Raw genomic sequence first — 22,833 nt, forward strand, 5'->3', positions numbered from 1 at the left:
GATTACTTCGCAGCCAATTTACGCGCTTGATGCAGCTTTTTATAGCTTTCAATCAGACGCAAATGAGGCTCAATCCCTTCAAGGTTCATGCTGGTTTTAGTTAAACCATAAAAACGCACGCTACCGTTTACACTGCCGACAACATTTTCCATCACTTCTTCCCCGAACATACGGTTAAAGCTATGTAGGTAATGCTCAAGCTCAAGATCTTCTTCTAGTTCAATTTCAAGTACGGCGTTTACCGCTTGATAGAACAAGCCACGTTCAACCGTGTTATCGTTAAACTGTAAGAAGTCACCGACCAATTCGCTGGCTTCTTCATGGGCACCCAATGCTAGGTAAATAAGGATTTTCAGCTCCATAATAGTCAGCTGTCCCCACACGGTATTTTCATCAAATACAATGCCAATCATGGTGCGAATGTCAGTGTAGTTATCTTGCTGACTTTCATCTAAACGATTCACTAAATCCACTAATTCTTCATCTGATAATGAGTGCAGATTTAAAATATCTTCGCGGTAATCCAACGCTTTATTGGTGTTATCCCAGATTAAGTCTTCTACTGGGTACACTTCAGAAAAATCAGGTACCAACATACGACATGCTGATGCGCCTAATTGATCAAATTCAGCGGTATACACTTCTTTGCCTAACGCTTCTAAAATGCCAAACAAGCCGTTGGCTTCTTCCTCTGAGGTGCCAGAGAAATCCCACTCGCAAAATTCGTAGTCGTGATTACTGCTAAAGAAACGCCATGAAATAACACCCGTTGAATCAATAAAGTGCTCAACAAAGTTTTCTGGCTCACTAACAGCCATGCTGTTAAACGTAGGCTTAGGGACATCGTTTAACCCTTCAAAGCTGCGACCTTGCAGTAACTCTGTAAGGCTTCGCTCTAATGCCACTTCAAAGCTTGGATGCGCGCCGAATGAAGCAAACACACCGCCAGTTTTCGGGTTCATTAAGGTGACACACATGACTGGGAATTCACCACCCAGTGAGGCGTCTTTAACAACAACTGGGAAGCCTTGATCTTCTAAGCCTTTAATACCCGCAAGAATACTTGGGTATTTCTCAAGCACTGACATTGGCACATCTGGCAGAACTATTTCTTGCTCAATGATTTGACGCTTAACTGCGCGCTCAAAGATTTCTGATAAACACTGAACTTGGGCTTCTTGCAGGTTATTACCCGCGCTCATGCCGTTACTTAAGAATAAGTTTTCAATTAAGTTTGACGGGAAATACACCGTTTCGCCATCAGAGTGACGAGTATAAGGAATCGTGCAGATACCACGCTCAATATTACCTGAGTTAGTATCAATCAAATGCGAGCCATGTAGCTCTTCATCTGGGTTGTAGATATCTAGCGTGTACTCATCCAAAATCCCCTTAGGCAGCGCATCATCTTCTTCAAGCTCAAACCACTTTTCATTTGGGTAATGCACAAACTCGCTGTTAGCGATCTCATTGCCAAAGAACTGATCGTTATAGAAGAAGTTACAATTTAAGCGTTCAATAAATTCGCCTAATGCTGAACATAATGCACTTTCTTTGGTTGCGCCTTTACCATTGGTGAAACACATTGGTGATGCAGCATCACGGATATGTAATGACCACACGTTTGGCACTATGTTACGCCAAGATGAGATTTCAATTTTCATCCCAAGGTCGGCTAGCATGCCTGTCATGTTTTTAATGGTTTCTTCTAGGGGTAAATCTTTACCTAGAATGAAGGTGCTTTCATCACCGTCAGGTTGACCCATTAGCATTGCATTGGCATCTGCATCGAGGTTTTCAACGGTTTCAACTTTAAATTCTGGACTGGTTTGTACAACTTTCTTCACTGTACAACGATCAATTGAGCGTAAGATCCCGGTGCGATCTTTTGCAGAAATATCATCAGGCAGTTCAACCTGAATTTGAAAGATCTGGTTATAACGATCTTCAGGGTCGACAATATTATTTTGCGACAAGCGAATATTGTCAGTAGAAATATCACGCGCCTTACAATACACCTTGATAAAGTACGCCGCACACAGCGCAGATGATGCAAGGAAATAATCAAACGGACTTGGCGCAGTGCCATCACCTTTATAGCGAATAGGCTGATCGGCCGTGACCGTAAAATCGTCAAACTTGGCTTCAAGCCTTAAGTTATCGAGAAAGTTAACTTTGATTTCCATTGAATACACCCACAACTGACTAGCAAAATATAGTTAAAACAGCGCTAACGATCGCGCTTATCTATCGAATTAGGGTGAATTATCGGTGTTTTTAGCGCATTAGTCTTGGGTTAATTACAAATAATGCGGAATTATAGGAGTTAGCATCTTTATACTGACAAAATAAAACTGAATATTTGATAAACATATTCCAGTAGTTAACCAATAATTGATGATTAGCAATTTATCGACGCTCTATAAATTGATTATTGAGCGCCCCAAATTGAAGTAGAAATTGTAATAATCAAGAATCTTCAGGAACACCTATGTGCATATTTCCAGCTTTGTAATCAATGGTTAATACAAAATGCTTGAGTACATCATAACCCAAAAGCCCTTTGATATTTTTTCCTTTAATTTTGGAAAAACTCACATCACCTCGTCCTGACACCGACTCTTTCTGCCCTTCTGCAGGTACAGTAACTCTCACATTTTCAAGAGTATAAGGTCCAAACTTTACTTCTGGTAATTGAAAATTATCAACAACGCCCAACTGATTCGCACCTATAGTTACCCCCGATTGCGAGCCAAACTCTTCTAGCCAGTCAAATTTGGTCGCGATACTGCGCTTAAGAAACAAGCCACCACTGTTTCCTGTATCTAACACTAACCATGAGTCCTGTTGACCATTGAGAGACACCTTCACAATTGGTTGGCCTTTTGCTCTATCTATTTGCATGGGAATATTACCAAGGCTAGCCAAATCGACAGAGCCTCTTTCAAATATTCTAAGACGACTATTGGGGTAATCGATTTGAAAGATAAATTTTTCTAATAAACCTGCGCCTAATAAAATTTGCACTTCATGATGGCCAAGACGAAGCCCTGCGAGTTCGTCTAACTCTATGTCCGCCCCAAAAAGGTTCACTTCAACATTATTGAAAAGTCTTCGGGTTTCTGTTCCGTAGACTCCCTTGACATTGATTTTCCGACCTTTATCAAACTCAAAACCGTGTTTATTGATAAAGCTTAAGTTAATCGCATTAACCTGAGCGCCACTGTCTAATATCGCTCGGCCTTCAATACCATTAATTGTGACTGGAAGAGTGATATGCCCATTGCTGATATCGAATTTAGCCCATTCGCTGACAGCAAGAGCATTGAAAGAAGTGACTAATACGGAGAGAAGAAATAGACATCTAAAGTAGAAAAAATACATCAATTATCCTTAATAATGTATATTAGTAAGGTTACAATTTAATAACTAAAGTCATTAATGTCAATGACTTAAATATTGGCATTATGCTAATATTTTATTGTCGACTACATTTTCATTTCTCAAATATTGATGTTTAAATTTCAGTTTACCCCTCATTACGGACTTAATTATCGACCTCTATTGAGGCTATTATTCACATCGTCATTTAAATTCAATGCTATAGGCTTTTTATATGGTTTAGCATAACTTAAGCGACTTAAACGCTCCGTGACATGATAGCTATCGAGCCCTGAAACAATAACTGTGTCGAGTTGCTCGATATCAATGTAGCCATCAGCTGCAACAATGATCTCTGGCAGTAAAACATGCTTGATTTCACCGATAACTAACACGGTATTATTAATCGTAAGTGGGGTAATTTCCCTCACATCTAAGGCGTATTTAAGCAAACTCTCGCCAACAAATGGCGCTGCAACACCTTCAAGATATTGAGGTGTTAACCCTACTTCATCAAACTCTGACACCTCAACGTCATAGCGTGCTGAAGTTTGGTGGGCTTGCTGATAAATACCTGAAGACACATGATTTATCGTATAAACACCTGTCTGTTTTATATTACTAAGTGTGTCTCTTGGCACTGTATTTGGGCGAATAATCATCCCCATCAGCGCTGGTGATGCGCCTAAATGAAACACAGAACTGACCATCGACAGGTTAGTAATACCGTTTTCATCTTGGCTGCCAACAAGGTTCGCACTTTTAAACCCAGATAAACTATTAATAAAATGGGCACGGTATCGCGACTCAAATGCAGAAAAGTCGGCAGTTGAAAATTGTTTTAAAATCATCTTATTCCTATGTGTGAATATCTAATCAACCAGGATTACAGGGTTGTTATAACGGTGTTTTTCGAACTCAAATAGTATCTAAATTATCCAGTAATTTTTCAGCATGCTGTAAAATACGCGATCTATCGGCCTCTGACTTATTGAGCCAATTCGCATAAACCATTCTTGTTCGCGGATTACCATTAAAACTGTGTTGATGTTTGTCCATAAAGTGCCAATATAAAGAATTTAGCGGGCATGCATCATCAGTATCGATTTTATTGACTTTGTAATGGCAACTTGAGCAATAGTCACTCATTTTATTGATGTAGTTACCACTGGCAGCATAGGCTTTTGAGCCAACAATACCACCATCAGCGAACTGGCTCATGCCTCTAGTATTAGGCATTTCAACCCATTCAATGGCATCGATATAAATACCTAAATACCAATCATCGACTTCATCAGGGTTAATGCCAGTAATTAGACAAAAATTACCCGTGACCATCAACCGCTGAATATGATGGGCATAAGCATAATCAAGGGATTGTTTGACCGCATGATGCTGGCAGTTCATTTTGGTATTAGCATCCCAAAACCATTGAGGTAAATTGCGTGTAGCATCCAAATGATTTAGTTGACCATATACAGGCATATTGGCCCAATAAATCCCCCGAACAAATTCACGCCATCCCAAAATTTGCCTAACAAAGCCTTCAATTTGCGCGAGAGAAATGGGGTTATCGCTATGCAGGCTTTGCTGATAAAAACCAATAGCGGTATCAATAACTCGCTGTGGACTGAGTATTTTGCTGTTCAACGCAAAAGATAGCCTGCTGTGATATAAGCTCCATTGACGCTGTGCTAACAAGGTATCTGCTTTTGAGGTCATTGCATCTTGAAACGTTCCGAAACGAATTAAGCAATTACGGCAAAAATGCTCTAGTAATTGAATCGATTGCTGGCGTGTTACTGGCCAAAGTAAGCGAGATGACATCCGCCCTATTATTTTGATGTTATGCCGCGTTATCCTGTCGATAATCGCACTAACATCATTCTCGAAAATAAGCGGCTCAGGAATATCAGGCAAGTCATTTGATTTAAGTTTTTGGCGGTTATCCGCATCAAAATTCCATTTACCTCCCGCTGGCTCCTGGCCTTCCATTAATAAGTTAAACCGTTTCCTCATTTTGCGATAAAAGTGCTCTATCCTATGCTTTGTTGATGCTTTAAAATCATGACTTAATTCAGCATCAGACAGATAAAAATGTTCGCTTTCATAGGCCAAACTTTCAATTGCATGACTTGCACAAAAACAACGCAGTTGCTCCCTTAAGCGATACTCATCTGGCAACTGATATTCAAATTGCTTGATACCATATTGAATAAATAACCTATTGAGTAACTCCACAAGATCTGAATACAAAGCATCTGAGTACAAAGCATCTGAGTACAAAGCGGTATCATCTAAGGTCAAGTGCAATACCTGATGCCCAGCTTGCCTAAGCGCTTGTGCAAATTGTTCCATGGCTGCAAAAAATGCGCAGATTTTTTGTCCGTGATGACGAGTATAGTTTGCCTCTTGCTTTAGCTCAGCGATGAGATAAACAGTGTCAGGATGTTTATCTGCAAACCAAGAATGTGAAGCATTAAGCTGATCGCCAAGAATAAGACGTAAACGTTTCGCTTTAATCATGTTTACTCCTGTTACGCTCACCAGCACATCGCTTAGAGCAGTACTTCACATTAGCCCAATCTTTGTGCCACTTTTTACGCCAGCTAAATGGTCGCAAACATACAGGGCAAGTCTTATCAGCAAATGACGTTCTGCTCGCAGAGTTTTCACGATAGGCCTTATTCATGGTGAAAGTCACGCTTATTTAACTTGCTCTTACTATGCGACTTTTTATCCACTAGAACATCTTCAATAGGCCTGTGTTTAATAAGCTTGGAATCAATAGGCTTGGAATCAATAGGCTCGCAATCAATAAGCTCGCAATCAATAGGCCAGTCATCAATATCTACTGAATCCAGATGTGTGATATCAAGGCTGCAATCATTGGGTGACGAACACCAACGAGCAATAAAGTCACCGTTTGGATCATATTGCTGAGTCTGTTTTTCGATATTGAAGTGCCGCCCTCCACGAGGATCGACGCCAACTCCTGCAATGTATTGCCAATTGCCCCAATTGGATGCCACATCATAATCAATCAGCTGTTGCTCAAAGTAGGCTGCGCCAAAATGCCAATCAACACCCAGTTCATTGACTAAACAACTGGCCACAATTTGCCTGCCTCGATTTGACATATACCCAGTGCTGTTCAGTTGCTTCATGCAGGCATTCACTAATGGATAAGGAGTGCTACCTAAACACCATTTGGTAAATCGCTCTGGAAGAAAGCTGGTTAATGGCGGCTTAGTGGCTTGGCCTTTAAAGCGATAAAGCTGAGTTCCGTGTTGCAATGCTAACCAATGGAAATACTCACGCCATAACAATTCAAACCCTATCCAATAGGTCGAATCGTTAGCACCATGAATTTGTTCATATTGTTTAAGCTGCGCCCATATTTTCCGTGCAGAAATATTTCCCATAGAGAGGAAAGGGCTAAATTTAGTCGAGTTTTCAATACCGTCTAATTCATTACGAGTCTGTTTATACTCGCTGGGGTAAGATTTTGAAAAGTAGTGTGATACGTGCTGTTGAGCCGCTTGCTCACCGCCAGAAAACAACGCCGACTTCGTTGCTTGAAATTGGCTTAAATCAGTTAATGCTTCACTTATTAACGTTATAGACTGCGTACTAATACCATTAAATGTGTTGCAAGGCTGCTCGACTGATAGCCCTGTTTTTTCAACTTTTCGGCGAAATTGCGAGAAGCTCGTCATCGCATTTACATAAAGGGTAATTTGCTGTTGGTTGAATAATCCATTATTCCATTCTGATATTAACCGTAATTGAGGTTGTCGCTTAGCGACTTGTTGCCATATTTGCCTTTCATCCCAGCCCACTTGTTTACTGTACCCTAGGGTTTTGATGCTATTTTGCTGCACTAAATCGCTAATAACAGTAACAGGGTCGCCAATGCATAAATGCAGCGTGTGCCCTAATGATTCAAGTTGCTGCTGCAAGTCTGCTAACGATTGCAGCAAAAATGCCAGCTTATGCTGTCCCATGGATTGTTGCTGGTATCGAATGGATTTGAACCAGCGTTCATCGAACACATAAGCAAACGCTACGGGTAATTCAGTTTTCCGCTGAGATTCTGATGTTAAGACATCGACAAATAACGCATTTAGCGCCAAATTATCCTGCAAGCGGAGATCTTGAGTAAATACAAATAAGGAGCGTTCTTCTGACAAAATATACCCAAAGATGATTCAAACATATCTTTGATACGAACCAGAAAGGGGAAAGGTTTACTTAGATGATTTAGGTTGGGCTTGGGACGTTTTATCTTGTTGTGAAATTGCAGATTCAAGTTCACGCTGATGATTTTCGTGATTAACCAGTAGCAAGGTTAAATACATTTTCGTCGGCAGTGATAACACCATACCAAAGGCAACACACATGGCGCTGAGGATAATGCCTTTAATGCCCATTAGCTCGACAGTATGATTAAAGTTATGCAGGTAAATACCGAGTAAGATAAGACTGATACCACAGCAAATACTGATCCTGAGCATTACAATCAGTGTTGATGCTTTTATCATCGCTGATTATTCCTCATTCTTATTCAGTATTGAACTTTGGTTATTATATTAGCTCAATTAATAATAAAACGATTAACTTTAATCAGCTGCTACTTAGCAGCTGATATGCAACGGTTGCTCTACTTACCCCAAGGGTTAGACGGGTCTTGTGATGGTGCAGGGCGATTGCCTTTAGGTTTGTTTTGCGCGTAACCACCCTGTGCTCTTGGCTTATCTTTGCCGTACTGCTTAGGGCGATCATTATTATTACGCTTCATTTCTTCATAGTCAGCAGTGGCTTTTTCACGCATTTCCGCAATCAACTCAACGGTTAATTCTTGTGGTTTGCGAGGCACAATACCGTCAGCAAAACCACGTTCGCGAGGCTTTAATTCAAACTGAGCCGCACTACCTTTAGGCATACTTTTAAAACGATATAAGTAAAAGCTTTCAACACGTTCCCTCGCCCATTCAGTTTTCTTTAAAAACTTAAGGCATGACTCCATGCTAGGATTATTGTTAAAACACTCTAAACGCAGTGCTGCGTACAAAATCTTCCAATCATAAAAGTCCACTAGCTCTGACACCATAGTTTCTGACTTTAAACCATGTAGTGGGTTATTTTGCTGTAATTCAATCATGAAAGATCCTATTAACTGCCAATTTGCTATCAATCGTTCGATTTAAATAATGCTAATAAGCATTGAGTAAGATAGCAATGATAGCAAGCAACTACCTAGCATAGCTATCATCAACCTATGTTTATCCTAAAAAGCCTCATCTCAACCAAAGTTAGCCTTTTAAGGCTATTCTACTGATTGAGCATTCCATCTACTCGCTATTTACGGTATAACGGCGCAATGAAAATCCCCAAACGAATCCAACCTCTGGTTGAAGAAGGCTTAGTCGACGACGTCCTGCGCCAATTAATGAGCGGCAAGGAAGCCAGTGTATATGTAGTGCGCTGCGGCGATGATATTCGCTGCGCAAAAGTCTACAAAGATGTTGATAAGCGCAGCTTTAAACAAGCTGTTCAATACCAAGAGGGAAGAAAGGTCCGCAATAGTCGCCGTGCCAGAGCCATGGAAAAAGGCTCTAAATTCGGCCGTGACCAGCAAGAAGAAGCTTGGCAAAATGCCGAAGTGGATGCCCTGTTTAAGCTTGCCGCAGCAGGCGTTCGTGTACCTGAACCCTACGGCTGTTTTTCAGGCGTGTTGCTAATGGAACTGGTGACCGACACTGACGGTTTTGTGGCTCCTAGATTAAACGATGTGGTGTTTTCTCATGAAGACGCTGTGCGCGATCATGCCAGTATGATCGAGTATGCCAAACTGATGCTGTGTGCGGGGTTGATCCACGGCGATCTGTCTGAATTTAATGTATTAGTTGATGACAAAGGCCCTGTGATTATCGACTTACCTCAGGCTGTCGATGCCGCTGCAAACAACAACGCTGTATGGATGTTCGCCCGAGATGTGAATAACATGACTCAGTATTACAGCCAGTTTGCACCTGAGCTTGCTAACACCCAATACGCAAAAGAGATGTGGGCACTTTTTGAAGCCGGTGAACTTACGCCAGAGTCGGTACTCACAGGCGAATTTACTGAAAGTGAACATATCGCTGATGTGGATTCAGTGCTTGAAGAAATCAATGCAGCTAAAGAGGAAGAGCAAGAAAGATTACAGCGCATTGTTGAGGCAAATGAAGAGTTTTAACTAGCTTTAACTATTAATAATATAGCGAGGCCCTCTGATGCGTTAATAAGCAATGCCCTTATTAACGCATCCATTCAAGCTTGTTATTAAAGGTTTCAAATAAACAACGCTAAAAAGAATTCCTAACAGATAAAAATCAAAATACCAGACTGTTTCAATTGTTAATCCAAGGTTAGTGATATAGCTCAATTACTTTGCATACTTATTGGTTATTTTTTCGAGCTAATTCACATCCTTAATCAAACCAACGAACTAGCACCAGCGCTCTGCACTCTCATTAGTATTCACACTTTTTAGAAATCAGCATATGAGCACGATCGAATCAATCACCTTGGTATTAGCCTTGGTATACAGCATCAGTTTACTGTATTGGAGTAAACAAAAATGGGGCGCAGCTTTGTGTGGCGCACTGTTAATGGCAGCTCTAGTTATCAGCTTGCATTGGCCACTATTTGTCGGCCTAGGTTTATCTTTACTCTTACTACCCTTATTCAATAAGTTTCAGCCTGCGCTTGCCCAAGGCGGTGTCGTTAACGGTCAACGCGTTAAAGGCAATAAAGCCAATCAATTAAAAGAAATGATCAGGCATGCCCTCGCCCTGTCGATGATGCTTGTTGGGGTTCAATTTGCCATCAATGCCGCAATGTTAAAGGCTGAAATAACCCCTTGGTTAGTACGCCCTGATATTGGTGATGCCTTTTTGCCTATTGCTGGCGGTATTGAGCTTAAAGCCATTTTAGGTCTAGGGCTGTGGGATCAAAATCATCCAGCAGCTGCAGTCATGCTAGTTGTGGTGTTACTGACAGGGTTATTATGCAAACGTGCATTTTGTGGCTGGGCCTGCCCGCTTGGGTTAGCGGGCGATTACTTATATAGCTTAAGAAAGCGCTTTATCAAACAGGAGCTTGCACCACCCGCTTGGTTAGACTGGATACTACGCATGATAAAGTACTTGCTATTGGCAGCACTGGTTTTGTTAGTGTTCACTATGCCACTAGCCAGTATTCCACATTACTTAGATGGTTATTATCACAAGGTTGCCGACCTTAAGATGGCGCTGTTTTTCTTAAGTCCCACTGCAATAAGCTTAATGTGTTTTAGCCTAATTCTGGCAATAGCGGCTTGGAAGCGACAGGGCTTCTGTCGTTATATCTGTCCTTATGGCGCACTGCTTGGACTGGTTAGTTTTTTAAGCCCATTTAAAATTCGCCGCACAACTGAGCAATGCCTTATTGAAGGTAAAGGCATGAAATGTGACAAATGCACCCGCGCATGTCCCGCTAATATTATCGTGCATACCCAAACCACCATTCGCAGTGATGAGTGCCAAGCCTGCATGAACTGTATCTCAGCTTGCCCTAAAAAAGAGGCGTTACATTTTAGTACTCGATGGGGAATGGTAATGTCATATAGAGGCTTAGCAGTCCTAGTCTTAATGCTGTTATTTATGATCCCACTTTGGGCGTATGTCGGCGGATTTTGGCATAGTGAAACTCCAACAGAGATCCGAATGATGTTAATCCAACACCTCAATAGTATTGGTCACTGATTATCAAAAATAAATTGTCTAGAACAAGCTGACATAAAAAATGCCGTTAACCATTAAGTTAGCGGCATTTTATTATCAGCGGAAAAATCTAAATTGCTGTGCTTATTTACCTGCGAGTGCAGCGGCTTCAGCTTGGCTAGCTAGGTATTCATCAAAACTGCCGTGGAAGCTGACGAGTTGTTGATCTCTTACATCAATAATGTGCGTCGCCAATGATGATACAAACTCACGGTCATGACTTACGAATATTAACGTACCTTCAAACAACTTAAGTGCATTGTTCAACGCTTCAATGGCTTCCATGTCCATGTGGTTAGTCGGTTCATCCATGACTAACACGTTGATGTCTTGCATCATTAACTTGCCGTATAACAGACGGTTTTTCTCACCACCTGAACAATTTTTTGCTTTCTTGTTGGCGTCATCTTCAGTAAATAACAAACGACCTAACATACCACGTACCATAAGGTCGTTATGTTTAGGGGTACGCCACTGCGACATCCAATCAAATAGCGATAAATCATTATCAAAGTCTTTGCTGCTGTCTTGCGGACAATAACCAATTGCAGCGTTTTCAGACCACTTAATCGTGCCGTGATTGTTCGCTAGCTCATTGACTAAACAACGCAGCAAGGTGGTTTTACCCACACCGTTTTCACCAATAACCGCAAGCTTAGCGCCCGCTTCTAAAATTAAATCGCCACCTTTAAATAAGGTTTCGCCATCAAAGCCATGGCCTAATTCTTCAATCACTAATGCTTGGCGATGCATTTTCTTACTTTCATCAAAACGTAGCGATGGCGTCATACGGCTTGATGACTTCACTTCATCTAAACTGATTTTATCTAGTTTTTTAGCACGTGAGCTTGCTTGTTTCGCTTTAGATGCATTGGCACCAAAACGGTTAACAAAGTCTTGCAGCTCTGCCATTTCAGCACTCTTTTTAGCATTGCCTGCCAATAGCTGCTCTTGAATAAGGCCAGACGCTTCAAGGAAGTATTCGTAGTTACCCGGATAAACACGCAGCTCACCATAATCGATATCAGCCATATGAGTACAAACTGAATTCAAGAAATGTCTATCATGTGAAATGATAATCATGGTGCACTTACGCTTGTTAAGCTCGCCTGCTAACCAAGAAATGGTATGAATATCCAAGTTGTTGGTCGGTTCATCAAGTAGCAAAATATCTGGGTTTGAGAATAATGCTTGCGCCAGTAACACCCTGAGTTTCCAGCCTGGTGCAACTTGTTGCATCAAGCCAAAATGAAAGCTTTCTTCAATACCCGCTTCTAATAGAATTTCACCAGCACGAGATTCTGCGCTGTAGCCATCCATTTCAGCAAACTCACTTTCAAGATCGGCCACTTTCATGCCGTCTTCTTCGCTCATTTCAGGCAGAGAGTAAATACGATCACGCTCTTGCTTCACTTCCCACAGTTTTGCATCGCCCATGATCACAGTATCAACCACACTGTATTGCTCAAAAGCAAACTGGTCTTGGCTCAAGGTACCGACTTTTAAGCCCGGTGTAATTGAGACATTGCCAGAGCTTGGTGCTAACGCACCACTGAGGATTTTCATGAAGGTGGATTTACCACAACCATTTGCGCCGATCAGACCGTAGCGGTTGCCGTGGCCAAATTTAGCAGAAATGTTTTCAAACAATGGCTCAGCGCCAAACTGCATGGTGATGTTGTTTGTACTAATGATAACGGCAATCCTCGGGGTAAATAGTCGAATAAATGAGCTTTAAAAGCAGCGCGGCAGTATACAGAGTATGCAGTTTTTTAGATAGAGCTAATCCCACATAGATAGCTATAGATAATGATAAAGTCTAGGTCGGGGCATTATTTAATAAGCTGAATGTGATGCAAAACACGTGTTCCTATATTAGTAATGTAAAAAAGCCATTCAAATGGATAGTCAACATTCCGCTAATCATTACACTAAAAAATCCACTAATCATACACAGTCATCAACTATCGAAAGAATAAGATAGTCACCATTCCTCCAAATAAATAGAGCAAAAATAATTACTTTTGATAATAGATCTCAATCTATCTAGCCGATAGAATTTAGTGATTTTTTTATATTTATAGCAAGGAAGCGCGAATCTATGAATACTCGTATTTTCACTGGCGTTATTGCGATTTTACTACTGATTGTGACAGTCAGTAGCCTATCGGAGGAATCGATGTTGGGCCTATTCAAAAAAGCAGTAGATGTAGAAGTTTTTCCTGAAGTTTCTGGCCGATTAACGCTAAATGGCGAAGCTGTAGAGGGATTAACACTGACACGTGGTTTTTTATACCTCAATGCTATGGAGCAAGGCATAGAAGATCAGGCAACAACAGACAAAAATGGCCAATTCAGATTTCCAAATTTGACATGGGAAACTAAGTACCCAAATAACCCATTAGCATCTCAAATCATCGCACAAAGAATAACAGTTGATGATTCTAATTTTCCAGATGTTGACGGTGTCTATTTATGGAGTACTGAGTCTAGAGGCTTAAAACACATCTCATATTTTCAAGAAAGATTATTAAGTTTGAATTGCGAACTCACCGAGTCTGAAATAATTCATCAGATCATTGATGAAGCTTTTCCTGATGGATCGGTTCGTTATGAAGTGGGTAGCATTTGTCGCTGGCCTTCATTAGAAAAGGTTGAAGTAGAAAAACGCAAAAAGTTCGGAAAATGGTAGTCCCTTTTGCAGGAACTAAATAGCTGAAAAACAAGGATAGTTTTCATGACAACATTATCACCTAAACTAGCTTCACAACTTGCTTCGAGTACATATTCTTTAACAGGAAGCGATGCTTCATTTTTTAGAGAAAGTACCTTTGGCACTTCATACATTAGAGATAATTTTTCTTTTAAAGAAATAGGTATTGGTAGAACTGGTGGATTCATTTTAAACCGTCACTCAGGTTTCGCTGCTGTAGGCGTCGGAAAGGGCCAATATCAAGGCGATGCGGTTATCGCTGTCAGAGGGACGGAGTTCAGTTCAAAAGCCGATTGGGCAACCAATGCACAAGTTGGACTTACTGCGAGTGATGCCGGTCAAATTGTGCATGCAGGCTTTAATAATGCTTTTAATTCTTTAAAACCTCAATTTGCCACCTTTTTAACTCAATGGCGAAAGAATAACCCTGGCAAAGCGATTCACTGTGTAGGACATAGCCTGGGTGGTGCAATCGCATCTCTAACGGCTGACTGGGCTGCACACTCTAATTATGCTTCAAACATCAATTTATATACATTTGGAGCGCCAAGAGTAGGACAAACCAGCTTTGCCACAAAAAATACTAACCGTCTTCATAAAATACACCGCTGTACACACGGCGCAGATATAGTACCTAAAGTGCCTTTATGGCCTTTTATCCATGCTCCTTTTAAAGGCTCTGAGTACCGACTTGATAATAGCCAAGGGATCCGTATTAGTGCACATGGAATGGATCCCAAATCAGGGGCCAATCCTGGATACTTGACCACTGCTAATACAGAAGACTGGGGACAGCTATCAGTTAAAGCAAATGAGTTCTTGCAACCAGTGACATTGCGTTATGAAAACCGCAATCAAGCTAGTTACAGCGATTATTGGTGTGACCGTTTAAGTGCTGCATTGATTACGACGTTAAAACGACATGGTTATTATGCGGCGGTAGCAGCGCAGGCCACAGCTTCTGGGGCACTCACTTTATATGACCTTATCGCAAAAACACTACTTAAAATTTCAGAGGCGGCAAAAACTGCAGCTGATGAAGTAAGAGGATTACTTGGTCATATGTTGGCATTTGCAGGGTCAGTTGTCACAGTAGTAACCGATTTAACTTTTATCACCATCCGCACTATATTCGAAAAAATGCTCAAGCGTTTATATGAAGGCGTGAAACAAGCGATTAAATTTGTTCACAAATAACTGGCACTTAACTTATACGCTTTAGTGAAATTGTAAATAGCTAAGCTGCAAAGGACTAGGTTCCTACACATTTAGCCGAGTTCTATTCGAAATGAAACGAACCTTTGGGTTCGTTTTATATTTCCAACAGTAACAGTCATAGATGACAGTTACCGCAAATAAAGAATCAGTAAAAAATGGATTTTAATACTTGGTTAGTTGTTGTCTCAATATGCTCATTAATTTCAATATATTACACACAGCGCTCAAATAAAGCTCAAACTCAATCTCAAGATCAAGATCAAGATCAAGATCAAGTCGATACTCAAGTCGAAATCCAACCCCAAAAGAACACCTTCACCATTGACAGTCTCATCTGCTTAACACCCATTTCTGTGTTCTTTTTCGATGCTCCACACTGGGATCAATTTCTGTATCTTGGCTTTATTCTAATGGTGACAATTGCCATCAACGCATACATAGACCACATTCGAGGAAATGATAAACAGCACTCAATGCAAGTATATAATTTGGTCTCAGCATTTTTTGTATATGGGCTCATTGCCTTTTTTATATACGAACCAGATACGAGTCAGCCCATAAACCAAGTGACACAACATTTATCTGACTCAAGTACAAGCCAAAGTCATCCTATTGGAGAAGCCTCTGTTTCTGAAAGACAAAGCCCTATTCAATCATCAATAAGCTTTTGGGAGATGTTCATAGGTTATTTGATAGTGCTGGGCCTAAATGCCCTCTTTACAGCTATCAATAATCCAAAATTTGATGCATTTAGCTTAGCAAGCCCTATGCTTTACTTTGTTCTGCCATTTTTAAGTGACAATTTTTGGTGGTGTTTGATTGTGAGCGCAATTTTGGCTTTTACTACCGCCCATGTCAGCATTGAAATAAAACTAAAAGAAGATAACTCAGCGCAAGCGGGCATCATGTTTGCTTCTGGATTTGCAATCATGATCGCGATCTCTTTGAGTATAATAATTTACTTTATGTTAACTCTGATGAATCGAGCGGCCAGCTAGCATCTAAGGACATAATGACCTACCAAGTATCGAATTCTAGCCTTACCGCTCTTATTTCAGCTTCAGCGCACATGTATGCCCCTTGACCTTAGCGATTAGCGATTAGCGATTAGCGATTAGCCTTTAAAAATGAATTTATACTGGGTGTTAATTACCTTGAACGTTTCTATTATTGCTTTAAATAAAAGCGCATTCCCATTACAGGGAATGCGCTATAGGTTACGTAACCATTTATTATCGTTAAATAGTTAAGCCTTTGGTCGCCAAAATCAGTTTTTTAGCCGCTTTAAAGTAACGTACATATCCAGTACAACGACAGACATGCTCTCCTAAGGTATCTTCAATCACCCGTTCTACTTGGTCTTTCGCGATGGTTTTTTGTTTCAGTTTTTCAATCAATGCCACTGTTTCATTAGTAAAACCAGGGGCGCACCAACCACATTGAAACGCAAAGTTTTTGATAAAAGCATTTTGCACAGGATGCAGGGCGATAATTTCACCCACGTTATTTTTGGTTGCATGGCCTTCAATGGTTCTAATATTCAGGTTATTAAAAAGCATGACATTTGCAATACAAGTCCGCCTAGTGCTTGAGGTGCCATCATCATTATCTACAATCACCACACAAGCATGGCAAATACCTTCGCCACAGCCAAATTTAGTCCCAGTAAGGTTAAGGTACTCATGTAAAAAGTTGACCATTGGCATGCCTGGGTCTATCTCAAGTGGCCCATATTGCTTACCATTGATGGTTAAGTTTAACGTGCTCATGCATTGGCCTCCGAAATATCTTTAGCTGTAATAGGTAAATGGTAGAAACGTTTTTCAGTGGCTTGATAAATCGCCTCAACAACCGCGGGAACAATTGGGATCATCACCACTTCAGCTAAGCCTTTTGATTCATCACTTCCATCAATAGTCGGTAGGAGCGTGTAGTCAAGAGTCCACACACCATTGTCTTTGGCAAACGGGACTTTATAACGGTCAATGTTCCACTCCCCATTACCCGCGCCAGTATTATCTTGTGGTAATGCTTCATGAAGTACATGGCCTATCCCCATGGTAAGCCCACCTTCAATTTGTCCTTCAACTAATTCCCGTACATGCACTTTTCCAGGTTCTATCCATGTGTGCGTTCTAAGAATGTCAACTTCGCCAGAGACCTTGTGAACAGCAAGTTCTACCATAGTTAAACAAGGAGTGTAATAACGTACCATCGCGCTATTGAGCTTTACTTCTGGATAATTGACAGCTTGTCTTTCTTGCACCACAAAGCCCTGTTTATTTTGCTTAGCTTTTACTGCGTCACTGGCGCCGATGCCGTATTCCAATGCGATGGCATCTAGTGGGTATTCTTTTTGCTGCTGATTAAGTTCAAATTTTGCTGTTGCCCATTGCCAACGATTAAAACCATGGGTCATGACACCCGTTATCATGCCTTCGGCGTGCGCTTTCTTACATATGATAGACAGTGATAAAGGCTCAGCATCTTTAGCATGCAATTGGCCACCTTGCCAGCTCACATCGGTAATGGTGATACCGCTAGATCCTTGCTTTTCCCATATCGTTTTTGCGGCCATAAACAATGACTCTTCAAATAAAATTTTGGCTGCATATTTAGTCGAATGACTTTGAAAAAAAGCTGATTGGCTTGCTGATGATGCTGATACGACCATAGGGGTCCAACGTGGATTTTTTGCCATTTTGTCTTGATGTTCTTGGCTCATTATATACGGGCTAGCATCATCAAAAATCTCCAATGCATCAAACACTTCTATTTGTGCAATATCAAGGTTATCTGCTGCTGAGCCCAAGTATTCTGAAATTAAGCAGGCCTGAGAAGTATCAGTACCTGTACCCATTTCAACAGAGAACACTTTCACCACCACTTTTCCATCTGGCGTTACACCAACATAGGAGGACGGAGCATTAGAGCCAGTGCCGTAATCTTTACTGACAAAACCAAAACCAACGCCCATTGATTTATCTGGATTGGCTTGGTCAAACTTGGTTTTATTGGCTTGTCTGTTTTGCCACATTTCATGTTTTTCAGCCAAATCGAGCATTTCTTGGTAGCGAATATTTTCAAGTGGCACCGAGCCTTGGGTATTTTTGTCACCATTAACCATGGCGTTGACGCGGCGAAGTTTGAAAGGATCCACCTTCATTTCATCTGCTGCTTCGTTAAACATCATTTCTATAGATGCCATTGATTGCAAAGAACCGTAACCTCGCATTGAACCAGCCGTAGGCAAATATGATGGTAAACAGGTCGCCACAATATCATTTCTGGGAATGTAATAAATGCCTTGAATAGCACTCGCTCCCACCATGGCAACTGATGAGGAAAAATTCTCTCTACCACCACCATCTAAGATCATGTCTGCCACTAAACCTTTGAGTTTAAGGCTCGACTTATCAAATGCTAACTGATTAGTAAAATGGAACGGGTGGCGCTTAAGTCCTGACTGAAATTGCTCAAATCGATTATTGGCCAGTCTTACCGGAGCATCTGCAAAAATCGATGCAATCATGCCGTAATACGGAAAAATAGTATGGTCTTTACCGCCAAACCCGCCTCCAATATAAGGAGAATGAACCACAAGATTTTTAATCGATTGGGTTAATGGGCTTTCACTGAGTACCTTGCCAGCTTGAAGATAAAAATCTTGGGGGGACTGTGTCGTTATTACCACGTGTAAAGTTTGGCTTTTTTTATCGAAAAAGCCGTTGTAGGCTTCTGGTTCTAACATCATCGGTTCAATCGATTGCGTTTTGTATTGTTTATTTAATACAAACCAATCATCGTTAGATGTCATCTCTTGACGAAGGGTCTGCGCAAGATACATCCCTCGCTCGCCAATATCATCACTGTCTTTTACTGGGTTAGGCCAAAGCAATTTTTGCCCCTCATATTTAGGGAAAAATTGCCCCGAATGATATGTACTGTAGATATCATCATCTTGGGAGCCTTTAGCTGACTCTTCACGGACAATCCGCCAGCCAGCATAAGGTTGTTTTGAGGCAGCATTATAAGGCACGGTTTCTGGGCCATATTGCACAAAATGCTCATGAAATTGCAGCATCATTTTGGCTTTTAAAAACTGAGCAAAATCATTAAATAATAAAATGGCCACTTCATGGCCTAAATAATCAGGCGCGCTGCCTTTTTTAAGCAGCATATTATCACCGTAAAAAGGCGGTAACTTTAGATCATTACTCTCTAAATCTTCAGCTGTAATAATTTTGTAAGGCATCAGATCTTTAGGAATAACACTGAGGTCGAGGCCTTGATACACTTTATCGGCAATGTGAGCTCGCACAATAAAAGCATGATGCTGAGTGTCTGGCCAAGACGGGATATCTTTTGCGCGATAATCACGACCGTAAATTTTCTCGCCAGTGATTTTTTCTATCGCATCAAATCGAAATGCAGGCTTGCCATCTTGATACCAAGTTTCAGCCAGTGAAGAAGCAACACCTTTAGCCATTGCACTTTGCTGTTGCAATAACATCGGTGCACTATAAACAGTTACCCCACCGATAACGCACTTTTTCATGAAGTCCCGTCGGGATAATTCCCACTGTTTCATACCTAACTCTCCTAAAGTTACCTGATGAGTAAATATCGTTAAGATTCATTTTCAAATAAAGAAATGAGCCTAAGAGAAGCAAATTACCTAAGTCCAAAATACCTAAGTTCAAAATACAAAACCAAGCAAAATAATGGCTCGTAAGCAAGTATAGACAGCTATTGAGCAACTGATTCAAATCTATTGTGATTTAAATTAGAGATGCACGATATACCTGGGAATAATGGTGATACTAAAGACATTGTCGACACACAAAGGAATAAGCATCAGGCTTAGCTTTGATGATAAATAGCCTAATTAATGCCATTCAATGAACGTAATAAACAACCAGTGACAGAGGGGTTAACAACAGGCGTTATTGGGAATAATAGATGGGAGTAGAAGCTCAAATAAGTGTTTAATTTTAAAGCAAAAAGTATGTATAAGTACATATATAACAACACTTAATAATCTGCTTAATCATCATATCTACCAAATATCAGTCTCAAATCGCGCTGTGCGGGCTTCAACTTCAGTACAATCGGTTAATTGCATCAATTCAGCTAGGGTAATATTAGGCGTTTGAGTAATAAGCCGTTGTAATTTTTGCGTTAAGGTTTCAAGTTTATCTTCATGGCCAATTAAACCGATATCGATTTTCTTAATCAGATAAGCAAAAGTAATTGAATCATTGGTTTTAAGCGACACTCCTATGGTTTGCACATTGATAGCATCGCCTACAAGCGTCCAGTTTCTGGAGCGCCTTACTCGTTTAAGTTCACATTGATATTGAGCGCAAATGACTTTCGCTTGATTAACACTGTCCCGTCCTATTCGGTGAATAAGTGACGGTAAAGCAATGGTAATGTGTTGAACCTTCAAAATGATATATCGCATTGATAAGAGGTAAGTCTATTTTACTGATTTAGCCCACTGATGATAGCGCTATTAACGACTTCAATGACCAAGCGAATCTTTATGCACATCGCGTATGGTATACATTGCGTATGATGCACATTGCGTATGATGCAAATTGCGAATAATAAACATTCTCCAATAAGGTTTTACTTATAAAAAATGCCAGTCGATGAACATCGACTGGCATTTTGCTGCCACAGTGACAGATTTGAACGGTGATAGTGGAGAGTCTATTTATTCAAATCGCACTGATTCATTAAAGCGTCAGTAACTGAATTACTTAAGCTCTACTGGCCATTCTTTTTCTACACGCTTTTCAATGAATAGCTCTTTTGACGCTTTCATTGCTTCAAGGTCTAAACCAACAAGAGGCTGAACTTTCGCTTTAGTGTCGTATTTAGTGGCATCGTACTTGTATTCTGGTGCGTACTTTTTCAGTAATGCATCAGCTTCAGTAATTGCAGTATCTAAAATATCGTTAGATTTCTCTAACAAACGGATGGCTTCTGCAGGGTTATGAGCATGGATACCATGTGATGCTGTTGCACTATCCCAGAACCACTGAGCATTTCTCACTTTGGTCAGTAAGCTGTTCATTTCGCCAGATAGTACTGATTTAGTTTTCAATGCGGCTTCGTAGTTACCTTTCGCCACTGCAATGCCTTTACCAGCTTCTAAACCTTCAATACCATTCGCTGACCAGATTGCTTGCGCTTTAAAGTGCACTTCAGTCAAACGTGGATCTGTGCCGTCAGCTTCAAAACGTAGCTTATTGATTTCAGCTTTACGCTCATCAAGGATTTCTTTGAAGTCTTCTGCTTCATGACAGCTTTGGCAGCTTGATGGTAATGTTTCAGCTTCAAACGTCACTTTATGATTAGAGTACTTGCCGCCCTTTTCATTTTCAGCTTTAGGCATATGACAAGTTGTACAACCAAACTCTAAATGGCTATCCATTGCATGCTCAGTACGATCAAGCATGTTTTCAAACTCTGGGTGTTGCGCTTTAATCATTGGTGCACCAGAAACAGCATTGGTCCAATCTTTAAAGCCGCGCTTATCAAAGTAAGCCAGTTGTGCTTCAGCTGCAAAACCTTCATATAAACCGTCAGTTCCTTTGTAGCCTACAAACTCTTTATAGTCTGTATTAACACCAGGTACCCAGTAATCCATTGGGTATTTAACTTTCTTCTCATCGGTACCGTCGAAGTAGTATTCAACGTGACACTGAGCACACGTCTGACTGGCCTGCATTGTGGCGTCTTGCTTATCGAAGTCTTTACCAATCGATTTCATAGCGCGGTCGGTGTATGGACGACTTAAACGAATCTCTTCTTTGCCTAATTCATGACAATCAGCACAACCGATGGTGTTAGACATCTCGTGGCCCCAAGTTGACCATGCATTGTCTGAAAACTTGCCTTCGCCGACTTCGTCATACATGCGAGCGACATCAGGTGTTTTACAAGACCAACAGCTTGCCGCCATTGCTTCACCAACCATCTTACCGTCATGGCCTACCATTGGGTGACCAACGCGTAATGTTTTAACGATATCAGTTAATGCAAAGTGATGACCACGAGCACGATTGTAGTCTTTAGCGAAACCATAACCTGCCCAGGCGCTGACTAAGTTAGGGTTGCTTGCTAATAAATCATCTAATTCACCTGAAGCTGGTGTAGTTTCTTCAGTTTCGGCCCAAGTTTTATATTGTTCTGGGAAAGTTTTTTGCCAGTTTTCACTTTTATATAAATCGACTTCGCCCGCCACACTGTAACCGGTAAAAGCAGTTGTTAGCATTACTGCGACAGCTATTTTTCTTAATTTCATCATCATTCCTCAATGGGATTATTATTATTTATAATTTGATAAATACATCTGTTCATCTCACTTACCAAATACATCAATCAAACTTTCAAAATTAAAAAATCTAATTAATTTAAAACAATTAATATCACAACAAGTTAATCACGACAGGGCTTTACAGTATTAATGTGACCATAACCAAAGCAAAGCTAATTACTTGTCACACTTCAAATTTTTACCTACAAAAGACATACCTCCTAAGGGGTATTAAATTGATTTTATTTAGATGAAATAGCGCATTAATCCATCTAAATAAAGCAGGAATATTTATACAACCAGCCACAAAAAACACATGAAGTTAAAAAAACACATGCATACAGATAGTTAGGTTGATATCAACATTAATAAAAAACATTAAT

The 22,833-nt window shown here is 40.6% G+C and carries 17 protein-coding genes and 1 pseudogene; 5 read left to right on the top strand and 13 right to left on the bottom strand.

The genetic code is table 11. From position 1 onward, the window contains the following. Positions 1-2: 2 nt before the first annotated feature. From BCU84_RS02565 to BCU84_RS02600, 8 genes and pseudogenes are all read right to left on the bottom strand, one after another. Positions 3-2,186: an OsmC domain/YcaO domain-containing protein gene (locus BCU84_RS02565; RefSeq protein WP_102526537.1), complete on the bottom strand. Its 2,184-nt coding sequence runs from the start codon at positions 2,184-2,186 to the stop codon at positions 3-5. Between the two features lie 283 nt (positions 2,187-2,469). Next, on the bottom strand, positions 2,470-3,384 hold the full coding sequence (locus tag BCU84_RS02570) for an aspartyl protease family protein (RefSeq protein WP_102526538.1): 915 nt from the start codon (positions 3,382-3,384) through the stop codon (positions 2,470-2,472). 167 nt (positions 3,385-3,551) lie between these two features. Continuing rightward, positions 3,552-4,232 carry a flavin reductase gene (locus BCU84_RS02575; protein ID WP_102526539.1) on the bottom strand — a complete coding sequence of 227 codons (681 nt, stop codon included), beginning with the start codon at positions 4,230-4,232 and terminating at the stop codon, positions 3,552-3,554. Positions 4,233-4,299: 67 nt separating this feature from the next. Continuing rightward, a complete protein-coding gene (locus BCU84_RS02580; protein WP_102526540.1) occupies positions 4,300-5,907 on the bottom strand; it encodes a cryptochrome/photolyase family protein in 1,608 nt (535 codons plus the stop codon). Further along, positions 5,900-6,025: pseudogene (locus BCU84_RS02585) on the bottom strand (DUF2256 domain-containing protein); the annotation flags it as partial. The gene BCU84_RS02580 and the pseudogene BCU84_RS02585, both read right to left, overlap by 8 nt. A gap of 40 nt (positions 6,026-6,065) precedes the next feature. Then, positions 6,066-7,574: a DASH family cryptochrome gene (locus tag BCU84_RS02590; protein WP_102526542.1), complete on the bottom strand. Its 1,509-nt coding sequence runs from the start codon at positions 7,572-7,574 to the stop codon at positions 6,066-6,068. A 57-nt stretch (positions 7,575-7,631) separates the two neighbouring features. Next, positions 7,632-7,925, bottom strand: a complete 294-nt coding sequence (locus tag BCU84_RS02595) for a hypothetical protein (protein ID WP_102526543.1) — start codon at positions 7,923-7,925, stop codon at positions 7,632-7,634. Between the two features lie 119 nt (positions 7,926-8,044). Next, entirely contained in the window at positions 8,045-8,545 is a 501-nt protein-coding gene (locus BCU84_RS02600) for a VF530 family DNA-binding protein (RefSeq protein ID WP_102526544.1), read from the bottom strand. 219 nt (positions 8,546-8,764) lie between these two features. Here BCU84_RS02600 and BCU84_RS02605 point away from each other — a divergent pair, with 219 nt between their 5' ends. Then, positions 8,765-9,622: a PA4780 family RIO1-like protein kinase gene (locus BCU84_RS02605; protein ID WP_102526545.1), complete on the top strand. Its 858-nt coding sequence runs from the start codon at positions 8,765-8,767 to the stop codon at positions 9,620-9,622. A gap of 307 nt (positions 9,623-9,929) precedes the next feature. Beyond that, positions 9,930-11,171: a 4Fe-4S binding protein gene (locus tag BCU84_RS02610; protein WP_102526546.1), complete on the top strand. Its 1,242-nt coding sequence runs from the start codon at positions 9,930-9,932 to the stop codon at positions 11,169-11,171. A 102-nt stretch (positions 11,172-11,273) separates the two neighbouring features. Here the strand turns inward: BCU84_RS02610 and BCU84_RS02615 are convergent, their stop codons facing one another. Continuing rightward, entirely contained in the window at positions 11,274-12,884 is a 1,611-nt protein-coding gene (locus BCU84_RS02615) for an ABC-F family ATPase (RefSeq protein ID WP_102526547.1), read from the bottom strand. Positions 12,885-13,290: 406 nt separating this feature from the next. On the opposite strand from BCU84_RS02615, the gene BCU84_RS02620 reads away from it, so the two are divergent. From BCU84_RS02620 to BCU84_RS02630, 3 genes are all read left to right on the top strand, one after another. Further along, complete coding sequence (locus BCU84_RS02620) at positions 13,291-13,881, top strand: carboxypeptidase-like regulatory domain-containing protein (protein ID WP_102526548.1); 591 nt, start codon at positions 13,291-13,293, stop codon at positions 13,879-13,881. 45 nt (positions 13,882-13,926) lie between these two features. Beyond that, positions 13,927-15,099, top strand: a complete 1,173-nt coding sequence (locus tag BCU84_RS02625) for a lipase family protein (RefSeq protein ID WP_102526549.1) — start codon at positions 13,927-13,929, stop codon at positions 15,097-15,099. A gap of 176 nt (positions 15,100-15,275) precedes the next feature. Beyond that, positions 15,276-16,118: a hypothetical protein gene (locus tag BCU84_RS02630; RefSeq protein ID WP_102526550.1), complete on the top strand. Its 843-nt coding sequence runs from the start codon at positions 15,276-15,278 to the stop codon at positions 16,116-16,118. Between the two features lie 240 nt (positions 16,119-16,358). Here BCU84_RS02630 and BCU84_RS02635 read toward each other — a convergent pair whose 3' ends face one another. The 4 genes from BCU84_RS02635 to BCU84_RS02650 form a co-directional block, all read right to left on the bottom strand. Continuing rightward, positions 16,359-16,889 carry a 2Fe-2S iron-sulfur cluster-binding protein gene (locus BCU84_RS02635; RefSeq protein WP_102526551.1) on the bottom strand — a complete coding sequence of 177 codons (531 nt, stop codon included), beginning with the start codon at positions 16,887-16,889 and terminating at the stop codon, positions 16,359-16,361. Further along, positions 16,886-19,711 (bottom strand): molybdopterin cofactor-binding domain-containing protein, encoded by a 2,826-nt coding sequence (locus BCU84_RS02640; protein ID WP_102526552.1) that lies wholly within the window; start codon positions 19,709-19,711, stop codon positions 16,886-16,888. The genes BCU84_RS02635 and BCU84_RS02640 overlap by 4 nt, the downstream gene beginning before the upstream one ends. Positions 19,712-20,179: 468 nt before the next feature. Next, positions 20,180-20,572 carry a ribosome recycling factor family protein gene (locus BCU84_RS02645; protein ID WP_229369118.1) on the bottom strand — a complete coding sequence of 131 codons (393 nt, stop codon included), beginning with the start codon at positions 20,570-20,572 and terminating at the stop codon, positions 20,180-20,182. 312 nt (positions 20,573-20,884) lie between these two features. Next, entirely contained in the window at positions 20,885-22,438 is a 1,554-nt protein-coding gene (locus BCU84_RS02650) for an ammonia-forming cytochrome c nitrite reductase subunit c552 (protein ID WP_102526554.1), read from the bottom strand. Positions 22,439-22,833: the final 395 nt, after the last annotated feature.

The sequence above is a fragment of the Shewanella sp. 10N.286.51.B7 genome (assembly GCF_002873615.1).
In the GTDB taxonomy this organism is placed as follows: domain Bacteria; phylum Pseudomonadota; class Gammaproteobacteria; order Enterobacterales; family Shewanellaceae; genus Shewanella; species Shewanella electrodiphila.

Excerpts from the sequence above, each read along its gene's own strand:
- BCU84_RS02565 (WP_102526537.1), bottom strand. The coding sequence starts at position 2,186 with ATGGAAATCAAAGTTAACTTTCTCGATAACTTAAGGCTTGAAGCCAAG.
- BCU84_RS02600 (WP_102526544.1), bottom strand. The coding sequence starts at position 8,545 with ATGATTGAATTACAGCAAAATAACCCACTACATGGTTTAAAGTCAGAA.
- BCU84_RS02575 (WP_102526539.1), bottom strand. The coding sequence starts at position 4,232 with ATGATTTTAAAACAATTTTCAACTGCCGACTTTTCTGCATTTGAGTCG.
- BCU84_RS02630 (WP_102526550.1), top strand. The coding sequence starts at position 15,276 with ATGGATTTTAATACTTGGTTAGTTGTTGTCTCAATATGCTCATTAATT.
- BCU84_RS02605 (WP_102526545.1), top strand. The coding sequence starts at position 8,765 with ATGAAAATCCCCAAACGAATCCAACCTCTGGTTGAAGAAGGCTTAGTC.
- BCU84_RS02610 (WP_102526546.1), top strand. The coding sequence starts at position 9,930 with ATGAGCACGATCGAATCAATCACCTTGGTATTAGCCTTGGTATACAGC.
- BCU84_RS02635 (WP_102526551.1), bottom strand. The coding sequence starts at position 16,889 with ATGAGCACGTTAAACTTAACCATCAATGGTAAGCAATATGGGCCACTT.
- BCU84_RS02640 (WP_102526552.1), bottom strand. The coding sequence starts at position 19,711 with ATGAAACAGTGGGAATTATCCCGACGGGACTTCATGAAAAAGTGCGTT.
- BCU84_RS02620 (WP_102526548.1), top strand. The coding sequence starts at position 13,291 with ATGAATACTCGTATTTTCACTGGCGTTATTGCGATTTTACTACTGATT.
- BCU84_RS02580 (WP_102526540.1), bottom strand. The coding sequence starts at position 5,907 with ATGATTAAAGCGAAACGTTTACGTCTTATTCTTGGCGATCAGCTTAAT.
- BCU84_RS02650 (WP_102526554.1), bottom strand. The coding sequence starts at position 22,438 with ATGAAATTAAGAAAAATAGCTGTCGCAGTAATGCTAACAACTGCTTTT.
- BCU84_RS02625 (WP_102526549.1), top strand. The coding sequence starts at position 13,927 with ATGACAACATTATCACCTAAACTAGCTTCACAACTTGCTTCGAGTACA.
- BCU84_RS02570 (WP_102526538.1), bottom strand. The coding sequence starts at position 3,384 with ATGTATTTTTTCTACTTTAGATGTCTATTTCTTCTCTCCGTATTAGTC.
- BCU84_RS02595 (WP_102526543.1), bottom strand. The coding sequence starts at position 7,925 with ATGATAAAAGCATCAACACTGATTGTAATGCTCAGGATCAGTATTTGC.